The following is an 18,339-nucleotide window of genomic DNA, read 5'->3' as shown; positions in this document are numbered from 1 at the left end:
TGCTGCCCTTAAAAATTAATATTTGGTAAATTTCTAGGCGTGATCGTCATGACTGCCGAGACGAGGAAATAGCTGCATAACCGCCCCTATGAGATAAATATACAAACCGGAAATTGTCATACCGATTTTTACCCATTCGGGTGCATCAAGCCTGTAACAGATGCCTATAACTCCCAATGCACACCATATAAGAAAAATCGTGAGATTTAACGGACGCAATCTTGCTACCCGTACGGGATGTAGAAAATATATCGGCAGGAACGAGATAACAGCCGAAATCACAACAATGGTAAAGGCAGTCCACTCGCCGGGTTTTACGATAAACAACGTAAAAATCAACATATTCCAGACGACAGGAAAACCTTTAAAAAAGTTTTCTTTGGTCTTCATACCTGTATCGGCATAGTAAATTGCAGAAGATACCACAATGATAGCTCCCGACAGGAACGAAAGTCCCTCCCCCATGAAGCCGCTTTGATAAAGTGCGAATGCGGGTATGAGAACATAGGTCACATAATCGATAATATTGTCCAGAAGTTCGCCCGACCATGTGGGAAGAACATATTTGACTTGAAGTTTACGTGCAATCGGACCGTCAATGCCGTCGACCAACAATGCAAGTCCGAGCCAGCCAAACATTGCTGTCCATTGTTTTTCAGAAGCTGCGACCAACGACAAAAAAGCCAGAAATGATCCCGACGCGGTGAGCAGATGAACAGAAAATGCCCTTGCTTGCGGCATTGTTACTTTTTTATGCCGTAACTTTTCCGCACCACTCTTAATTTTGCCGGCAAGATTGTTTTTCAAAGTTGAATAGTCCCTCTTGTCAAATCTCGTTATCACATCTGTGTGTAAATTTTTAGGCTCTTTCTATCACTGATAACAAAAATTGAAACAATTGTTTGTAAATGCTGGATTGATCCACATATTGTGCTAACTTTAACGTCGGGTGGTTGAATATGTAATCTATCAGAAAGGTCTTGCTATGGTAGTAGCGCCGGTAAAAGAAAATGATACAAAAATAGCAATCATCGGTGCGGGGCCGGCAGGCATGATTTCTGCTCTTGCAGCTGCACAAAAAGGGTATCGGTCATTTCTCATCGGGCCTGATACCAATAAGAATGACCTTCGCACCACCGCGCTAATGATGCCCGCCATTAAAATTCTTGATTCGCTCGGCGTTTGGAAAAATTTGCAGGATAAAGCTGCTGCGCTTTTAACCATGCGAATCGTTGATGGCACAAAAAGACTTATTCGTAGTCCGGTCGTAAGTTTCCACTCTTCCGAAATCGGTGAAATAGCATTCGGCTATAATATGCCTAATGTCGAGCTTAACAACGCAATCAATAATGCAGTATCAAGCTCAAAACTGATCAAGCGACTGGATCAATCGGCAAAATCCATCGTCAATTCCGATGATCATGTAACGATCAATCTTGATGACGGTTCATCACTTGTCGTCAACGTTGTTGTTGCAGCCGATGGGAGAAACTCGAAGGCACGCATTGCTGCGGGAATTGACTGCCGTCAATGGAACTATCCACAAACAGCCGTCATACTGAGTTTTGCTCATGAGTTTCCTCACAATAATATTTCAACAGAATTTCACACTGAGGATGGTCCGTTCACACAAGTCCCGTTGCCTGGAAACAATTCAAGTCTGGTTTGGGTCCTCAATCCCGAGCGGGCAAACAGAATTCTCGGATTGGGTAAAGAAGCTCTTGGGCGAGCGATTGAAGAACGTATGCAAGCGATGCTTGGTAAAGTCACAGTCGTTACGCCAGCGCAGGCATGGCCATTATCGGGCATCGTACCGAAGTCGTTCGCAACAAAACGGACAATTCTTGTCGGTGAAGCTGCCCATGTGTTTCCCCCGATTGGTGCACAAGGATTAAATCTCGGTGTTCGCGATGCGATCAATATGGTCAAAGCAATCGATAGCGACGGCCATGACGTCGGCAGCGATAAAGTCATGGAGAATTATAACAAATATCGCAAAACCGATATCTGGGTTCGTACCGGTTCCGTCCATGCACTCAATAGAGCTCTTCTTTCCGATATGTTACCTGCCCAATTTATTCGCAGTGCGGGTCTCGAACTGCTACGAAACTTCGCACCTCTTAGAAATATTTTTATGCGTGAAGGCATGTATCCTGGAAACGGGTTTCGGGCGATTGCCAAAAGTTTTTGCCCTTCGCTCAAATAATTGCCGATAAAATAAGACCGGATAGCTTTCGTTATCCGGTGCAACTTTGATGGTATCTTCCAGCGGAAACTTGATTATGTTTATATGCATAAACGGGCTTTAAAGCCCCGTGAACAGCCAAGTCGATAATCCACGACACTGCAATTCAAAGAAGGAGACATATGACTCAATCAACTGAAATCGATGGTACTCTCGTTGCAGCAGAAAGAAAAATAGTCGTTGATGGCAACCATTTTTTGCAAGTTGGCGCTTTGGTTTATCGTTTGCAAAAAAAAGCTGTCGAATTTCTGGTTATTACGAGCAGAGGTACAGGACGCTGGATTATACCGAAAGGTTGGCCAATGCCCGGACGCACGTTGTCACAGGCGGCACTTCAGGAAGCATATGAAGAAGCTGGCGTTCGCGGTATTGCTGAGACGGCTTCGATTGGATCCTATCAATATACAAAAACCGACATGCCGGGCGGAGAGAATGGAGATTTTACGGTCGACGTATTTGCGGTTCTCTATTCACATCAAGAAAAAAAGTGGCCGGAACGCGGTCAACGAATCTTTGAGTGGGTAAGCCCCGAAGAAGCGGCTCACCGAGTCGGCGAACCGCAATTAAAAAAACTTTTATTGGATTATCGCCCTCACTAAGACCATCTTTTTACGAATGCATCATGCTAATGGAGCAGAATATCCGGCTAACGAAGTCGTGGCTAAAAAATTACGCCGGTTAAATGATTCGCTCTTGTAATTTCCCTATCCTATCGTTCTATCGACGTTTTTTAAATTCGGCGTTTTATCCCGTTTATAATTCGCTCCAAATACAGTCACGTATTTTGCGGAAAAATAAAGCGCTGAATTTTATAGTCCCCGCTATTCACACATTCTCCACCGGAACGACTACTACATCTAGTTGTTTCAAGATTTGAACAAACGACGCCTTGACGTCAAATCTGTTTTGTTCTTTTATGCTGAAATGATGATGCAATGAAAAATGCACCACGTTCCAGATTTGTAATCATGCGTAATTTTGTGTGCAGTCAACAGGTGTAATTGCGAGCATTTATGGCTCGCATTTTTGTTGTTTTATGCACATAAAACGTTCAAAAAACGTTGTGTAAAACTTATGTGTTTATAGAAAATTTACTATATGTAGTATTAAATGGGGCTAGATACACATGATATAGTTCACGCGTCTTTTTTAAGAAAAAGATGCATTTTTTTGCACCGGAAGCCGGCAGATTGTTTTATCGATTTGTCACCGATCGGTGTCGTCGAAAAAAATCAGGGGTTAAATCCTTTCCATACATTCTGTTTGGTGAAAAGGATTTAGAGAGGTTTGTACGCTGCCGCTATGGAGGCGAGGCAAACACAACATATTGAATAAGGACAGGCTATGAAGATCGCACGCCATTTCACAAAGGAGGGGCAATCGCCCTACACAGGAATTGAATTCCATAAGGCTACAAGTGAAATAAAAAATCCTAATGGTTCGATCGTTTTCCGGCTCGAAAATATCGATGTTCCGAGCCAATTCAGTCAGGTTGCAGCCGATATTCTGGCTCAGAAATATTTTCGTAAAGCAGGCGTTCCTGCTGCATTGAAAAAAGTTGAGGAAAATGGTGTCCCTTCGTGGCTCTGGCGATCGGTCGCCGATGAAAAAGAACTGGCAAAAATTGCCGAAGACCGCCGCTATGGTTCTGAAATGGATGCGCGTCAGGTGTTTGACCGGCTTGCCGGAACGTGGACCTATTGGGGCTGGAAAGGCAAATATTTTGATACCGAGAGTGATGCTTTAGCATTCCATGACGAGCTTGCTTATATGCTCGCCACCCAACGCGTAGCACCAAATAGTCCGCAGTGGTTCAACACGGGCCTCTTCTGGGCTTACGGCATTGATGGTCCAAGTCAGGGGCATTTTTATGTAGATTGGAAAACCGGCGAATTAACGAGATCGAAATCGTCATATGAACATCCACAACCTCATGCCTGTTTTATTCAGTCGGTTGCCGATGACCTCGTGAACGAGGGCGGCATTATGGATTTATGGGTGCGTGAAGCCCGTCTTTTCAAATACGGTTCCGGCACGGGTTCGAATTTTTCGCAATTGCGCGGTCAGGGTGAAAAACTTTCCGGCGGTGGTAAGTCTTCCGGTTTGATGAGCTTTCTCAAAATTGGTGACAGAGCAGCCGGAGCGATCAAATCGGGTGGTACAACACGTCGTGCAGCCAAGATGGTTGTCGTTGATATCGATCATCCGGATATCGAAGCCTATATTGACTGGAAGGTGCACGAAGAACAAAAAGTAGCTGCTCTGGTTACCGGTTCCAAGATTGTCAAAAAACACCTCACAGCCATTATGAAAGCTTGCGTTAATTGCGAAGCAGATAATGGAGATTGTTTTGATCCCAATAAAAATCCTGCCTTGAAACGGGAAATCCGCGCTGCAAAAAAAGATCAGGTTCCGGAAAATTATATCCAACGTGTTATCCAGTTTGCGCGCCAAGGTTTCCGCGAAATGGAATTCGATACCTATGACACAGATTGGGATTCGGAAGCCTATCTTACTGTGTCAGGGCAAAATTCGAACAATTCTGTTTCTTTGAAAGACGAGTTTTTACGGGCTGTCGAAAAGGACGGCGACTGGAACCTTATTCGTCGTACAGATGGTAAAGTGCATAAAACAGTGCGTGCCCGCGATTTGTGGGATCGGATTTCTTATGCTGCATGGGCTTCGGCTGATCCGGGAGTCCATTTCAACACCACTATGAATGATTGGCATACGTCACCTGCCGAAGGGCCAATTCGCGCCTCGAATCCTTGTTCGGAATATATGTTCCTCGACGATACCGCATGTAACCTTGCTTCGATCAATTTGTTGTCATACCGCAACCACGATGGTTCATATGATCTTGAAGCCTATGAACATAGCGTCCGTCTATGGACAATCGTTCTCGAAATATCGGTTATGATGGCACAATTTCCATCAAAAGAAATTGCCAAACGGTCTTATGAATACCGAACCCTCGGCCTTGGCTATGCCAATATCGGTGGTCTGTTGATGACATCGGGCATTCCTTATGATTCCGATAAAGGTCGTGCCATTTGTGGTGCATTGACCGCAATCATGACCGGCGTTGCCTATGCAACGTCAGCAGAAATGGCAAAGGAACTTGGAGCTTTCAAAGGTTACAAACCTAATAAAGACAATATGTTGCGTGTTATTCGCAACCACCGTCGTGCGGCCTATGGTGAAACTTCAGGCTATGAAGGACTGTCAGTCAATCCTGTCGCTTTAATTGCCAAAGACTGTCCCGACCAGAAAATGATTGAACGGGCTCGTAAAGCTTGGGACAAAGCTCTGGAACTCGGGAAACTTTATGGCTATCGCAATGCGCAAGCCACTGTTGTTGCTCCGACCGGAACAATCGGCCTTGTTATGGATTGCGATACAACCGGTATCGAGCCCGATTTTGCGTTGGTAAAATTCAAGAAGCTTGCCGGCGGCGGATATTTCAAAATTATCAATCGTGCAGTTCCTGAAGCTTTGCGGACACTTGGCTATTCGGAAAGCCAGATTGCTGAAATTGAGGCTTATGCAGTCGGCCACGGAAATATCAATCAGGCTCCGGCAATCAATCCGACGACATTGAAAGCCAAAGGCTTCACAGATGAGAAGATCGAAGTTCTGAACGAGGCGATGAAAAGTGCCTTCGATATCAAGTTCGTTTTCAACAAATGGACGTTGGGCGAGGATTTCTGCAAAAATGTTTTGAACTTCACCGAAGAACAACTTGATGACGTTTCATTTGAAATGTTGCCTGCTCTCGGTTTTTCGAAAAAAGATATCGAGGCTGCCAACCTTCATGTTTGCGGTGCAATGACTCTGGAAGGAGCCCCTCACCTCAAGCAGGAACATTATCCGGTGTTCGATTGTGCCAATGCTTGCGGTAAAATTGGCAAGCGTTACCTGTCTGTCGAAAGTCACATCCGCATGATGGCAGCGGCCCAGCCGTTTATTTCCGGCGCTATTTCAAAGACAATCAACATGCCTAACGATGCGACTGTTCAAGATTGTGCCAATGCCTACATGTTGTCATGGAAACTTGCACTAAAGGCCAATGCTCTTTATCGCGACGGCTCCAAATTATCCCAGCCGTTGAACTCTTCTCTCATTGCTGACGATGATGATGAAGATGCTGTCGATAATCTTATTGAGCAACCGGCGGCTGCGCGTACAGCAAAAGTCACTGAAAAGATCGTCGAAAAAGTTGTCGAAAAATATGTCCATGCACGCGAGAAATTGCCTAATCGCCGGCAGGGTTACACGCAAAAGGCAATCGTTGGCGGACATAAAGTCTACTTGAGAACCGGTGAATTCGGTGATGGCCGCTTGGGCGAGATCTTCATTGATATGCACAAGGAAGGCGCCGCTTTCCGCGCTATGATGAATAATTTTGCTATCGCTATCTCACTTGGCCTGCAATACGGCGTGCCGTTGGAAGAATATGTCGATGCATTTACTTTCACCAAATTTGAACCGGCAGGCATGGTTCAGGGAAATGATGCAATCAAAAACGCGACATCAATTCTCGACTATGTATTTCGTGAACTCGCGGTTTCGTATCTCGGGCGCTATGATCTTGCCCATGTCGATATATCGGACTTTTCCAACACAGCTTTGGGTAAAGGTGTGAAAGAAGGAAAAACCAATCTGATTTCGACAGGTTGGACACGCGGTTACAAACCGAAATTTGCTGACCCGAAAGCACCGGTTGCAAAAATTGCAACTGCTGCCCCAAAGTCTAATGTCACCACGTTAAAACCGGCTACTGTGGTTCAGTCGAAAGCCGCTCCGTCATTGGAAACACAAGGTGCCACAGCTTTAAGACGTGATCTCAACGAGGAAGAAAACAAAATAGATAATTTATTCGACGCCGATACGTCTGCTGAAGCAAAAGCAGCAGAAATGGCCAATGAAGTTGCCGAAGCCAAAAAGCTTAACTCCGACCGTAGAAAACAAGCAATGATGCAAGGCTATACTGGCGATATGTGTTCGGAATGCCAGAACTTCACAATGGTACGTAACGGCACTTGCCTGAAATGCGATACCTGCGGAGCAACAAGCGGGTGCAGCTGATTGCTTTTCACATCTGATAACTTTTAAAAGCGGCTCTTTTTCAAGAGCCGTTTTTTTAACTGCTATGGCCGCTAGTAGCTTGGCTATTCATATTAAAAAATTCAAAATAGAAAAATTAGAGTAACAAAGTGGAAACGAAACCGGCAAGTTTGACGGTGACTGTCCTCTTGCCAGGATGAAACATCGGCTTTCATGATGTTTCATACAAAAGCTTTCAAAAGGGTCTGAACACCTTCCCATCTAAAGTTGTGAAAAAATTGAAGACAAGCGCACTCTTTCAGGAAATGATTTTCTCTGTTTTTACAGCGGCATTCTCATATCTTTTCCCAATCCCCTCCTAACTGATGCCTGAACCACGTCATTTGGCGTTTTGCGTAACGGCGTGTATTCGTTTTCGCTTCGACAATCGCCTCTCCGATTGTCTTTTTGCCTTTCAGAACATCTATAAATTCCGGTATGCCGATAGCTTTCATTGCAGGCATTGAAGGATTTAACCCCAGTTCATCCAAAGCACGAGCTTCCTCCAATGCTCCGTTTTCAACCATTTTATCAAAACGCCGTTCAATGCGACGATAAACGACGTCTCGTTCCGGCAATAAAAGCAATTTTTTCAAATCGCCCGTTTCAAGCAAAGGTTCTGTTTTTTTGTTTTGCCAATAGCTTAAAGTTTTACCGGTTACATCATGAACTTCCAATGCCCGAACAATCCTCTGTCCATCCTTTTCGCTTAAACGGCGGGAAAGTTCGTAATCAATCCCCTGAAGCAACTTATAAAGCTCTGAAGCCCCCTCTCCTTCCAGTCTTGTGCGCCATTTTTTTCTTGTTTCTTCGGGAATATCGGGAATTATGGCCAAACCTTCAGTTAACGCCTTAAAATAAAGGCCTGTGCCGCCGACAAAAATGAGAGGTCTTTCAACCGTTTTGAGGACTTCTGCAACATCCTTAAGCCATTTGCCTGTAGAATATTGTTTTTCAGGAGAAACATAACCGTAAAGATAATGCTGGACACGTGCCATATCTTCTACGCTCGGCCGTGCTGTAATAACGTTTAAAACGTCATAGATCTGCATTGAATCTGCATTCACAATTACGGCATCATTATCTTCCGCCAGTTTTAACGCAAAATCCGACTTGCCGCTTGCCGTCGGTCCCGCTATCAAAGTAATTGTTCTTTTTTTCATGAGCGGAGTTTTCCATGCCCCAAAGTGAATTGCTTGTGGCCACGTTGATTGCCAATCCTGAAAGACCGGTTTTAACACCACAGCTCGTTGATAAAGCCTCTCATAGTATCAATGCAAGCACTGTCTATTGGCTTTGTGACGGCGTTGCTTGTGACATTCCGCTCAATGACACAATCAGTCCGGATGAAGCACAAAAAGCTTTGCGTATCGCCCTTCAGGGAGAACCTGTTAATGTTGCCGTCCAAATTCAGGACAAGCGGCGGAAGAAACTTCTTGTTGCTGACATGGACTCAACCATGATCGGTCAGGAATGTATTGACGAACTCGCTGATGCTGCGGGGTTGCGAGACTATATTTCAGACATCACAAGACGTGCAATGAATGGTGAAATTGCCTTCGAACCGGCACTGCGCGAACGTGTCGCTTTATTAAAAGGACTGCCATTGTCGATTATTGATGATGTCATTGAAAAACGCATTACTCTCTCGAATGGTGGAAAAGAACTCGTCGCAACGATGCGTAAAAATGGAGCTTACACGGCACTTGTTTCTGGCGGTTTCACATTATTTACTTCAAAAATTGCCCGTGCCATAGGCTTTGACGAACACAATGCCAATGAACTTCTTGTCGAAGGGGATCATCTTTCCGGCCTCGTTAACGAGCCGATTTTGGGAAAACAAGCAAAAGTTGAAAAACTGGTAGCACTTTGTAACAAGCTCAATATCTCGCCGGATGACGCCATGGCGGTCGGAGATGGTGCCAATGACCTCGCAATGCTAAAACGAGCGGGTTCTGGTGTCGCCCTGCACGCCAAACCGGTCGTAGCGGAAGCTGCCTCCATTCGCATTGATTACGGCGATTTAACGGCTCTTCTTTATTTGCAAGGATACCGCAAGTCCGACTTCGTCAGTTGAGCCTTTTTAAAGTCATTATCAGCCGGAAACTGAAGCAATTTTCGTTTGAGGTTTTTGAACCATTGTAGCCGGCATTCTGTGAAAGAGTTCGGAAACCGAACAAGCTTCAGCTTTCACAATATTATTCCGCTTTTTAGATAAAAACCGGAATGTTTGCAAACGTCGAAATTTTTCCCCGAACATCCTAAAACATTGTCGTTTTCAAGGATCGTTTCAGTTTTTTTAATTTTCCAACTCTGAATTATTTTTTTAAAACAAACGATGGGCATTTGCTTTCAAACCAATGTTCATTCTGTAGTTTCTCATGATTTTCTAAATTTATACAATTTGAATATCACAATTTAAAAAGACGGCTTGCCTCGAGAAAAAGCTAACGACGAAAGCAGTTATCCTACCAGAATGATGTCGATTTATCTATCAGTCGAGGCGTAGCGTAACAAAACGCAATTCACCATCTTCTCCGGCAACCATCAACAAAGCGTTTTTACGGCCATTGGCTCGCAAATGATCCAGTTGCTTCGAAACGTCTTCAGGTGTTTTGACAAGTTGCTGGTTGATATCGACAATAACTTCACCCGCACGGATACGTTTTTCATCGGCCGCACTATTGGGCGTAACAGAAGTAACAACAACACCGTCAATTCCTGCTTTGATATGGAAATGCTTTCGCAATTCGTCAGACATGGTAGACAATGTCATGCCCATGGCATGGATGGAATTGTCCTGTTCGGTTTTCTGGTCCTCTTCTCCCTCGTGCTCGCCCTCGTCGGTTTCCGCGTTTGCAACTTCCTTTTCTTTCAGACGTCCGAGTTTGACTTTCACCGTTTTTTCTTCACCATTGCGCAGAATGGTGACGTCGACAATTTTACCAACGGGACTTTCAGCAACGATTCTCGGCAATTCACGCGCGTCTTTAATGGCATGAGTACCAAAGCGCGTGATAACGTCCCCGTCTTTTAACTGCGAATTATCGACCGTTTTGTCGTCAATCTTTCCGGCAACAAGCGCACCTTCCGGTTTTGGTAATTTCAAGCTATCAGCAACTTCCTGCGTCACCGGCTGGATCCTAATTGCGAGAGAACCACGGCGGGTCTCGCCAAATTCCTTCAACTGGTCAAGAACGCCTGTTGCCATATCGGAGGGGATAGCAAAACCGATACCAATCGAACCACCGGATGGCGATATAATTGCCGTATTAATGCCGATAACCTTACCATTCATATCGAATAGTGGACCGCCTGAATTGCCGCGATTGATCGCGGCATCGGTCTGAATGAAATCATCATAAGGACCAGCGCTGATATCGCGATTTCGTGCCGAGATAATGCCTACAGTTACCGTTCCGCCGAGGCCGAATGGATTGCCTATTGCCATAACCCAATCACCGATGCGCGCACTTTCTGAATCACCGAATGAAACGGCCGTGAGCTTTTTTGCCTTCGAGTCGACTTGTAAAAGAGCAAGATCAGTTTTGGCATCCTTACCCAATAATTTTGCTTTCAGCTTGGAACCGTCGGTGAAATTGACTTCTATATCATCGGCATCGGCGATAACGTGATTATTGGTAACGATAAGGCCCTTTTCAGCATCAATAACAAAACCGGAACCGAGGGATTGAACCTTTCTTGACTGGTTCAATTCACCTTTATCATTTTTCGGAGAAAAAAAATCGTTGAAATATTCCTGAAACGGTGCGCCCTCTTCCACTTTGGGAAGCGCGGTCTTATCACCTTGCTCTGTTCCCTTCACAGTCTGTGAAGTTGAAATATTAACAACTGCATCAAGCAGACCGGAAGCCAAATTTGCAACCGACTCGGGAGCTTTATGTTCAAGCGCCACTTCTGCGAAGCTTTCGGAATGGAAAAAACCGAATGCCGAGCAAAGAAAGACAGCAAACATCATGCGCCTGAACAACATATTATCATCCCATCCGAGAGCAACCAAAAATAACCAAGTTATCAAACGGTTTAGAACATTTCATTGCAAAGGGAAACGGCAGAATTCGAAGCTGGCCAAACTTTACCCCTTTTCACAATGTCGAAGTTTTACCCTATCATTTACGAATGCGAAAGCCACACAATGATCAAACCGATAACCATTGCGCAAAAACCGCTCGCCCGTAAAACATGTTCAGGCGTCACATGTATTTGTGACGCCATCTTTTTTACCAATGCCGGAAAGCCTGCATAAACAAGTCCCTCAATAAAAAGGACAAGACCGATCGCGGTAAAAAACAGGCTCATCAATTATTCGCCGGTGAAACTGCTTTACCGGTAGCTAGCGGATTGTGGAAATAATAGAAGAAATCCTCATTAGGCGAGATGACCATCGGCGTCGATTTCAACTTCTTATAATTTTCCATTGCCAACCAGAAATCATAAAATGACGGATTGGTTTTTCTGGCTTCCAGCAAGAGCCGAATGCTTTCGGCCTGTCCTTCACCGCGGGTAATCTCGGCATCACGCTTGGCCGCTGCAACGATTTCTTCGTATTCGCGATTGGCTTCGGCAACAATGCGATCCCGTTCCTGCTGGCCACGAGCGCGAATATTCTCTGCTGCTGCCTCACGTTCGGCTGCCATCTGACGATAGACGTCTTCCGACACAGCATCTGTCAAATCGGTTTTCCGGATTCTGACATCAACAATGGTAATGCCAAGTGAACCGGCGTCAGCCGAAAACTGCTGCTGAACCTCTTCCATCATGGCTCCGCGTTCATCCGACAGGGCAGCTTTGAATTCGCGCTTTCCATAAACGGCCCGCAAAGCATCAATGAAGCGTGGCGCAAGGTTTTCTTCTGCGGCAACTTGTGGACGACCCGAGCTGATGCGCTGCAAAAACAATTTCGGATCGGTTATCCGATAGATGAAAAATGCATCGACCTCATAATAGGCCCCACCGCGAACTTGCACTGATTGCGTGGGAACGTCATAGCGCAACAGACGATTATCGATAATCACAGTCTGATCGATAAAAGGTGTTTTGAAATAGAGCCCCGGTTCCTGTTCGACTCTGACAATTTGCCCGAAACGTTTAACTGCAATCTGCTGACGAGGATAAACGATAAATACCGACATCCAGATCGCTAGCAGCACAACAATAATGACACCAAGGACAATGAAAAAACGGTTCTGCTGCATTATTGCTGCCCTCCTGTGGTATCAGAGCCAGATTGGGTTGGCTTTGCCGCCGTGGAAGTTGTTGAAGACCGATTTTGAACCGACATCAATTCGCTCAAAGGCAAATAGGAAACGGGTCCACCGTTCTTCTGGTCAAGCACCAGTTTATCCGGTGCATTGAGAATGTTCCCTATTGTTTCCATATAGAGACGGTACCGGCTGGCCTCGGGAGCTACAGCTGCCTCGTGCGAGATCGCTTCAAAACGTTCTGCACGCCCCTTTGCCTCTTCAATCATCTGGGCTTTTTCGCCCTTGGCTACTTCGCGTGCTTTCGAGGCCTCACCATTGGCCTGCCCCAATTTCTTGAACCGTACGCGATTACCCTCTTCGATCATACGTCCACGTTCCTGTTCAGCCTGCTGGACTGAATTGAAGGCTGCAGCAACTTTCGTCGGCGGAGCGGCCTCACTTATAGAAACACGATTGATTTGTACACCAACTTGATATTTATCGGCTGTTGACTGGATAATCTTTTTCACGTTATCGGCGACTTCCTCTTTCTTGTCACGCAGAACATCATCAACCGGGCGGCGTCCGATAACTTCGCGCATGGCACTTTCTGCAACCTGGCGCACAGTGCCTTCCTGTTCATTGACATTGAAGAGATATTTGCTCGGATCGGAAATGCGATAATATACAGAAAAATTGACATAGACGATATTCTGGTCGCTTGATAACATCAAACCATCGCTCTGTTGTGTCTGCCCGGGCTTACCTCCAATGGCAATCGATTTTTCAGTGAGTGGTACTTTCAAATAATTTTCAATCGGCCAAAAATGGAAATGAAGACCGTCATTGATAATACCGGGCTTCGGTACGCCGAACCTCAGTTCAACGGCTTGTTCATTTTGCTGGACGATATAGAAACACTGGAACAGCCAGAATATGATTGCGACGATAATCACAACAAGTACGATAGCGCCACCGCCGAACTGCTTGAGCGTATCCTGACCTTTACGCAAGATATCGTCTATATCCGGACCGTTACCACCATTATTACCGCCGCCATTGCCGCCCGAACCGAGCGGTTTTTTGCCCCACGGATTTTTATTATTCCCGTTATCGTTTCCGCCACTACTCCAGGGGCTTCCACCATTATTTCCGCCGCCTCCCCATGGGCCGCCGCCATTCTGATTGCTCCAGGGCATAATCACCTCTTGCTCTACGCAACACTTGCGCAATATTTTTAATTTCTCTTTTATAGGGATGTCGACAGCGCGTTTCAACGCAATGATCGACCTTTTATCTTTTTTTTAAAGCTTATTGGCGTTCATAAACGACAAATCTTGTAGGAAATGTGTCTTTTAGCCCTTCCGGCACCATTTCGCTGGATAATGCCCGCCAGTTTTCCGGATTGAAAGGCGGAAAAAATGTATCACCCTCCACTGACGACAATATTTCCGTAACATACATACGATCGGCGAAAGGCAATGCTTCTTTGAAAATTGCCCCACCGCCAATAACAAATATCTCATCCGTTTCGGCTTTCACTGCTTCTTCTTCAGCCAATTTTCGAGCTTCGGAAAAAGAGTGGGCAACAATCGCGCCCTCGCGCGAAAAAGACTTGTCACGGGTGATGATAATATTTGCCCGTTCCGGCAGCGGTTTTTTTAAAGAATCCCATGTTTTTCGCCCCATAATAACCGGATGACCGACGGTAATCGATTTGAATCTCTTCAAATCGGTCGACAATCTCCATGGCATCGTTCCATCACGACCGATAACACCATTTTCGGCAACAGCAACAATGAGACTGATCGTTGTCATTATACAGCCACCGGTGCTTTTATGTGCGGGGCTGCTACATAGTTTTCGAGTGTAAAATCCTCATATTCAAATGCGAACAGATCCTTGACATCCGGATTGAGTTTCATCGTCGGCAACGGTAATGGTTTACGTGTTAGTTGCAACTTTGCCTGTTCAAAATGGTTGGAATAGAGATGGGCATCGCCAAAAGTGTGGACAAAATCTCCGGCCTTCAATCCTGTGACTTGTGCAATCATCATGGTGAGCAAAGCATATGAGGCAATATTGAAAGGCACTCCCAGAAATATGTCTGCTGACCGTTGATAAAGCTGGCACGACAATTTTCCATCGGCAACATAAAACTGGAACATGCAATGACATGGCGGCAAGGCCATTTCATCAACCAATGCGGGGTTCCACGCCGAAACAATAAGTCGACGGGAATAAGGTGTTTTGGCGATCATGTCGACAACTTTGGCAATCTGGTCGATATGACGCCCGTCAGGAGCCGGCCAAGACCGCCACTGATACCCGTAAACAGGCCCAAGATCACCATTTTTATCAGCCCACTCGTTCCAGATAGAAACGCCGTGATCGTTCAACCATTTGATATTGGTGTCACCACGCAAAAACCATAACAGCTCATAGATGATCGAGCGAACATGAAGCTTCTTCGTGGTCAAAAGCGGAAAGCCTTTGGATAGATCAAACCGCATCTGGTAGCCAAATATCGAACGCGTGCCCGTTCCGGTACGATCGGACCGGTCAACGCCATATTCTAGAACATAAGATAAAAGGTCGAGATAATTTTTCATGGCTTTTCATTAACAGATTCTTTGCGATCAAGGAAATAGCCGTCGCTTCCCCTAACTTACCTCTTTCAACAATAAATCACGTCAGAGAAGTGAGAAATGTATTTTTCCGTTTTGGAACGGCTGAATTCCGTTGCCACTGTATGGTGAATATTGTTAACGATTAATCTGTTTCGCGGCCTCAAGCATTTTCAAGCAATGAATCATACAAGTTCCATAACACCTTCATTCAAAACGCTTTTTCAGAACTATTATCAGGCAGTTAACGACTTTAAAAAAATCCGCTGATAAAACAGACTTTCGTAGAATTCCGGCTTTAGAGCTTCCACTGCCGATATAACCACGTTCGACAGGAATCGGGCGGCAATGTTCGGGCACGTCATTATTTTCGATTCCGGTAGCTAGAAAGAAACTGTCGGAATCGAAATTTTGAACAGTTTTTGGGTCTCTAATTAATTCCAAGAAAAGGTGTGACAAACTTGACCGGTCTCATTGAATAAACGGGCCTACCAACCTAATCTTTTCGCTCTAGCAGAGATAACTTTCAACCAGACGCACCCAAAAGGTACTCGCCCGCAACAACAAGTCGTCATTAAAATTATAATGGTCGCTGTGAAGGTTTGCAGTATTGCCATTACCGATAAAGAGATAACAACCCTGCTTTTTCTGCAGCATATAAGAAAAATCTTCACTGAACGTGAAAGGTTGCGAGCGGTCTTCTATGGCAGCTTTACCGAATGCCTCCTCGGCCACACTGCGGGCAAAAGCAGTCAGTTCTTTATTGTTTTGGCAGGCAGGATTGAGGTGGAAATAATCTATTTCACATTTTGCCCCGAAGACATTTGCCTGATATTCCGCAATTTCCCTTACGCGTTTTTCAAGAAGATTGCGCGTTGTTTCGTCATAGCTTCTGATAGTGAGTTTCAATTCTGCCGTTGCAGGAATGATATTGTAAGCTTCACCCGCATGGAAACTTGCAACGGTCACAACAGCTGGCTTCAACGCTGTAACATTACGCGAAACAATTGTTTGCAATGAACTGACAATTGCAGCACCGACAACAATCGGGTCGATTGCTGTTTCAGGCTGGGCGCCATGGCCGCTTTTTCCTTTGACGACAATCCGTGCGCGATCCGAAGCCGCAGTTGCAGCACCCGCAATGAAGCAGAAATTTCCGGCAGGTACACCCGGAACATTGTGGTAACCGAAGATAGCATCACATGAAAATTTTTCAAAAATTCCCTCTTCGACCATACGCCGGGCTCCGCCTAAGCCCTCTTCGGCCGGTTGAAAAATAAGATTGACTGTACCGGAAAACTGTTTCGTGCGTGCCAGATAACGGGCTGCCGTCAATAGGCTTGAAGTGTGCCCGTCATGACCGCAGGCATGCATCTTTCCGGAATTTTTACTCGCATAGGACAAGCCTGTTTGTTCATTAACGGGCAAAGCATCCATATCGGCACGTAACCCCAATGTTTTTGTACCATTTCCCGCTTTTAAAGTTGCCACAATGCCGGTTCCGGCAAGGTGCGAAACATCATATCCCCATTCCTGCAACAATTTGCTGACGATGGCAGATGTTGCCTTTTCTTCAAATCCGGTTTCAGGATTGGAGTGAATTTGATGCCTCAGTTCCATCATCTCGGGTAAATAAGCGTTGATGGCACCAGCAACTTCACGACTATCTTCTATCATTTTCAATTACAGCCGGTGTGCCTTTCTTGCGAGGCACACCGGATTTTTCTCCTATTTCAATTTCAATATTTTACCAGAATATAAAAGTGCAATGATACTCACAAAAGCAGCGAACATGATATAATAGGCAATAGCACGATTGTCTCCCGTCATGCCTATAAGAGCGGTGGATATTGCTGCAGAAAAACCACCGAATATTGTGACCGCGATATTGTAGGAAAGTGCAATTCCCGAAGACCGGAAAGCCGTCGGGAAGAGTTCCGATAAGGCCGCTGAAGCGGGAGCCGTATAAAGCACCATCAGAACTGCATAAAAAAATTGTTGACCGATAAGCACCCATACGTTCGGGTAGGCAGATAATATCCAGAATGACGGATAGGCAAAAATCAGAATGGCGATGGCCGCTCCAATCATAATCGGACGCCGTCCTATCTTATCCGACCATGTCCCAACCAGTGGACAGAACAATAAAACAACGCCCACCACGATCATACCGAGATAAGGAGACGTTAAAGCCATATGCAAATTGTTGATGGCATAAGTTGCCATAAAGGAGCTTGCAGTCTTGCTCGTCACCGTCCAGATCATAACAATGCCGATACCTATCAATAACGGTTTCCAGCTATTTTTGAGCAAAATGGCAAAAGGTACATGTTCTTTGATGCTTTTGCCCTGCTCGGCCAAAAATTCCGGTGATTCGTCAATTTGTCGACGAACATAAAATCCCACAGGAGCGACCAGCATGCCAAAGGCAAATGCTACGCGCCAGCCCCAAAGTGCAACATCTTCGCGCGGCAGAAACGCTGTAATTACCCAGCCTATGATACCAGCCACAAGAAATGCACCCGTCTGACTGACCTGTTGCCATGCAGCATATTGGCCCCGTTTGTTTGCCGGTGCTGTTTCAACGAGAATCGATAATGCCGAACCGATTTCCCCTCCCGCCGAGATGCCCTGTATCAGTCTGGCAATGACAATAATGATCGGCGCGAATATGCCGATCTCAGCATAGGTCGGGCATATTGCTATAATTCCCATGCCGATAGCCATCAGAATCATCGTCAGCGAAAGTGCCGATTTCCGTCCAATTCTGTCAGAATAGATACCGAGAACTATAGCGCCGAGCGGACGGGTCAAAAAGCCGATGGCAAAAGTAATAAAGGTGAGTAGCATTGATACCGTTGCATTGCCGGTCGGAAAAAACTGGTCGGAAATGACATAGGCAAAAAGTGCATAGGCACCGAAATCATACCATTCGAGCATGCCACCCATAACGGCAGCAATAATGACTTTCCTCGAAACGGTTTTAGTCTCTTTTCCTGTCGAATGTTCGTCCTGAACTTGGGCGTTTTTCATGGATTCTCCTTGAAACTGGATACTTGAGGTAGAGTAACGAAAAGGCAAACAATCCTCGATTGTTATTTTATGATAAGAACCATAACAAAAAGGTATGGACTTTTTATTTTTGCGAAGCTAATCG

At 45.4% G+C, this 18,339-nt stretch carries 14 protein-coding genes; 4 read left to right on the top strand and 10 right to left on the bottom strand.

From position 1 onward, the window contains the following. Positions 1-33: 33 nt before the first annotated feature. Positions 34-807 carry a phosphatidylcholine synthase gene (gene pcsA, locus H3V14_RS08260; RefSeq protein WP_279098375.1) on the bottom strand — a complete coding sequence of 258 codons (774 nt, stop codon included), beginning with the start codon at positions 805-807 and terminating at the stop codon, positions 34-36. A 178-nt stretch (positions 808-985) separates the two neighbouring features. Here pcsA and H3V14_RS08255 point away from each other — a divergent pair, with 178 nt between their 5' ends. From H3V14_RS08255 to H3V14_RS08245, 3 genes are all read left to right on the top strand, one after another. Then, positions 986-2,206, top strand: a complete 1,221-nt coding sequence (locus tag H3V14_RS08255; protein ID WP_198227947.1) for a UbiH/UbiF family hydroxylase — start codon at positions 986-988, stop codon at positions 2,204-2,206. A gap of 161 nt (positions 2,207-2,367) precedes the next feature. Beyond that, positions 2,368-2,844, top strand: coding sequence for an NUDIX hydrolase (locus H3V14_RS08250; protein WP_075870805.1), 477 nt, complete (start codon positions 2,368-2,370; stop codon positions 2,842-2,844). 745 nt (positions 2,845-3,589) lie between these two features. Next, positions 3,590-7,333: a vitamin B12-dependent ribonucleotide reductase gene (locus H3V14_RS08245; protein ID WP_075870806.1), complete on the top strand. Its 3,744-nt coding sequence runs from the start codon at positions 3,590-3,592 to the stop codon at positions 7,331-7,333. 314 nt (positions 7,334-7,647) lie between these two features. Here H3V14_RS08245 and miaA read toward each other — a convergent pair whose 3' ends face one another. Continuing rightward, entirely contained in the window at positions 7,648-8,514 is an 867-nt protein-coding gene (miaA, locus tag H3V14_RS08240) for a tRNA (adenosine(37)-N6)-dimethylallyltransferase MiaA (protein WP_198227945.1), read from the bottom strand. 14 nt (positions 8,515-8,528) lie between these two features. Between miaA and serB the strand changes: the two genes are divergently transcribed. Further along, positions 8,529-9,428 (top strand): phosphoserine phosphatase SerB, encoded by a 900-nt coding sequence (gene serB, locus H3V14_RS08235; protein WP_198227943.1) that lies wholly within the window; start codon positions 8,529-8,531, stop codon positions 9,426-9,428. Between the two features lie 417 nt (positions 9,429-9,845). Here serB and H3V14_RS08230 read toward each other — a convergent pair whose 3' ends face one another. From H3V14_RS08230 to H3V14_RS08195, 8 genes are all read right to left on the bottom strand, one after another. After that, positions 9,846-11,345: a Do family serine endopeptidase gene (locus H3V14_RS08230; RefSeq protein ID WP_198227941.1), complete on the bottom strand. Its 1,500-nt coding sequence runs from the start codon at positions 11,343-11,345 to the stop codon at positions 9,846-9,848. A 140-nt stretch (positions 11,346-11,485) separates the two neighbouring features. Next, positions 11,486-11,671 carry a DUF2065 domain-containing protein gene (locus H3V14_RS08225; protein WP_075870810.1) on the bottom strand — a complete coding sequence of 62 codons (186 nt, stop codon included), beginning with the start codon at positions 11,669-11,671 and terminating at the stop codon, positions 11,486-11,488. Beyond that, positions 11,671-12,567 carry a protease modulator HflC gene (hflC, locus tag H3V14_RS08220; RefSeq protein WP_075914353.1) on the bottom strand — a complete coding sequence of 299 codons (897 nt, stop codon included), beginning with the start codon at positions 12,565-12,567 and terminating at the stop codon, positions 11,671-11,673. The genes H3V14_RS08225 and hflC overlap by 1 nt, the downstream gene beginning before the upstream one ends. After that, on the bottom strand, positions 12,567-13,754 hold the full coding sequence (hflK, locus tag H3V14_RS08215; protein WP_075914352.1) for an FtsH protease activity modulator HflK: 1,188 nt from the start codon (positions 13,752-13,754) through the stop codon (positions 12,567-12,569). The genes hflC and hflK overlap by 1 nt, the downstream gene beginning before the upstream one ends. Positions 13,755-13,866: 112 nt before the next feature. Then, positions 13,867-14,373 (bottom strand): dihydrofolate reductase, encoded by a 507-nt coding sequence (locus H3V14_RS08210; RefSeq protein WP_075870813.1) that lies wholly within the window; start codon positions 14,371-14,373, stop codon positions 13,867-13,869. Beyond that, complete coding sequence (locus tag H3V14_RS08205) at positions 14,373-15,167, bottom strand: thymidylate synthase (RefSeq protein WP_198227939.1); 795 nt, start codon at positions 15,165-15,167, stop codon at positions 14,373-14,375. Before H3V14_RS08205 ends, H3V14_RS08210 begins: the two co-directional genes overlap by 1 nt. Before the next feature lie 525 nt (positions 15,168-15,692). Then, positions 15,693-16,859, bottom strand: coding sequence for a M20 aminoacylase family protein (locus tag H3V14_RS08200; RefSeq protein ID WP_198227937.1), 1,167 nt, complete (start codon positions 16,857-16,859; stop codon positions 15,693-15,695). A gap of 51 nt (positions 16,860-16,910) precedes the next feature. After that, positions 16,911-18,215, bottom strand: coding sequence for an MFS transporter (locus tag H3V14_RS08195; RefSeq protein WP_198227935.1), 1,305 nt, complete (start codon positions 18,213-18,215; stop codon positions 16,911-16,913). Between the last annotated feature and the right edge of the window lie 124 nt (positions 18,216-18,339).

The organism is Bartonella sp. W8151 (genome assembly GCF_016100385.1).
GTDB classification, from domain to species: Bacteria; Pseudomonadota; Alphaproteobacteria; order Rhizobiales; family Rhizobiaceae; genus Bartonella; species Bartonella apis.
This window is presented reverse-complemented; position numbering and strand designations above follow the sequence as displayed.

What these genes read in the sequence shown, in the direction of transcription:
- H3V14_RS08255 (WP_198227947.1), top strand. Translation starts at nt 986, where the DNA reads ATGGTAGTAGCGCCGGTAAAAGAAAATGATACAAAAATAGCAATCATC.
- H3V14_RS08250 (WP_075870805.1), top strand. Translation starts at nt 2,368, where the DNA reads ATGACTCAATCAACTGAAATCGATGGTACTCTCGTTGCAGCAGAAAGA.
- H3V14_RS08245 (WP_075870806.1), top strand. Translation starts at nt 3,590, where the DNA reads ATGAAGATCGCACGCCATTTCACAAAGGAGGGGCAATCGCCCTACACA.
- miaA (WP_198227945.1), bottom strand. Translation starts at nt 8,514, where the DNA reads ATGAAAAAAAGAACAATTACTTTGATAGCGGGACCGACGGCAAGCGGC.
- serB (WP_198227943.1), top strand. Translation starts at nt 8,529, where the DNA reads ATGCCCCAAAGTGAATTGCTTGTGGCCACGTTGATTGCCAATCCTGAA.
- H3V14_RS08230 (WP_198227941.1), bottom strand. Translation starts at nt 11,345, where the DNA reads ATGTTGTTCAGGCGCATGATGTTTGCTGTCTTTCTTTGCTCGGCATTC.
- H3V14_RS08225 (WP_075870810.1), bottom strand. Translation starts at nt 11,671, where the DNA reads ATGAGCCTGTTTTTTACCGCGATCGGTCTTGTCCTTTTTATTGAGGGA.
- hflC (WP_075914353.1), bottom strand. Translation starts at nt 12,567, where the DNA reads ATGCAGCAGAACCGTTTTTTCATTGTCCTTGGTGTCATTATTGTTGTG.
- hflK (WP_075914352.1), bottom strand. Translation starts at nt 13,754, where the DNA reads ATGCCCTGGAGCAATCAGAATGGCGGCGGCCCATGGGGAGGCGGCGGA.
- H3V14_RS08210 (WP_075870813.1), bottom strand. Translation starts at nt 14,373, where the DNA reads ATGACAACGATCAGTCTCATTGTTGCTGTTGCCGAAAATGGTGTTATC.
- H3V14_RS08205 (WP_198227939.1), bottom strand. Translation starts at nt 15,167, where the DNA reads ATGAAAAATTATCTCGACCTTTTATCTTATGTTCTAGAATATGGCGTT.
- H3V14_RS08200 (WP_198227937.1), bottom strand. Translation starts at nt 16,859, where the DNA reads ATGATAGAAGATAGTCGTGAAGTTGCTGGTGCCATCAACGCTTATTTA.
- H3V14_RS08195 (WP_198227935.1), bottom strand. Translation starts at nt 18,215, where the DNA reads ATGAAAAACGCCCAAGTTCAGGACGAACATTCGACAGGAAAAGAGACT.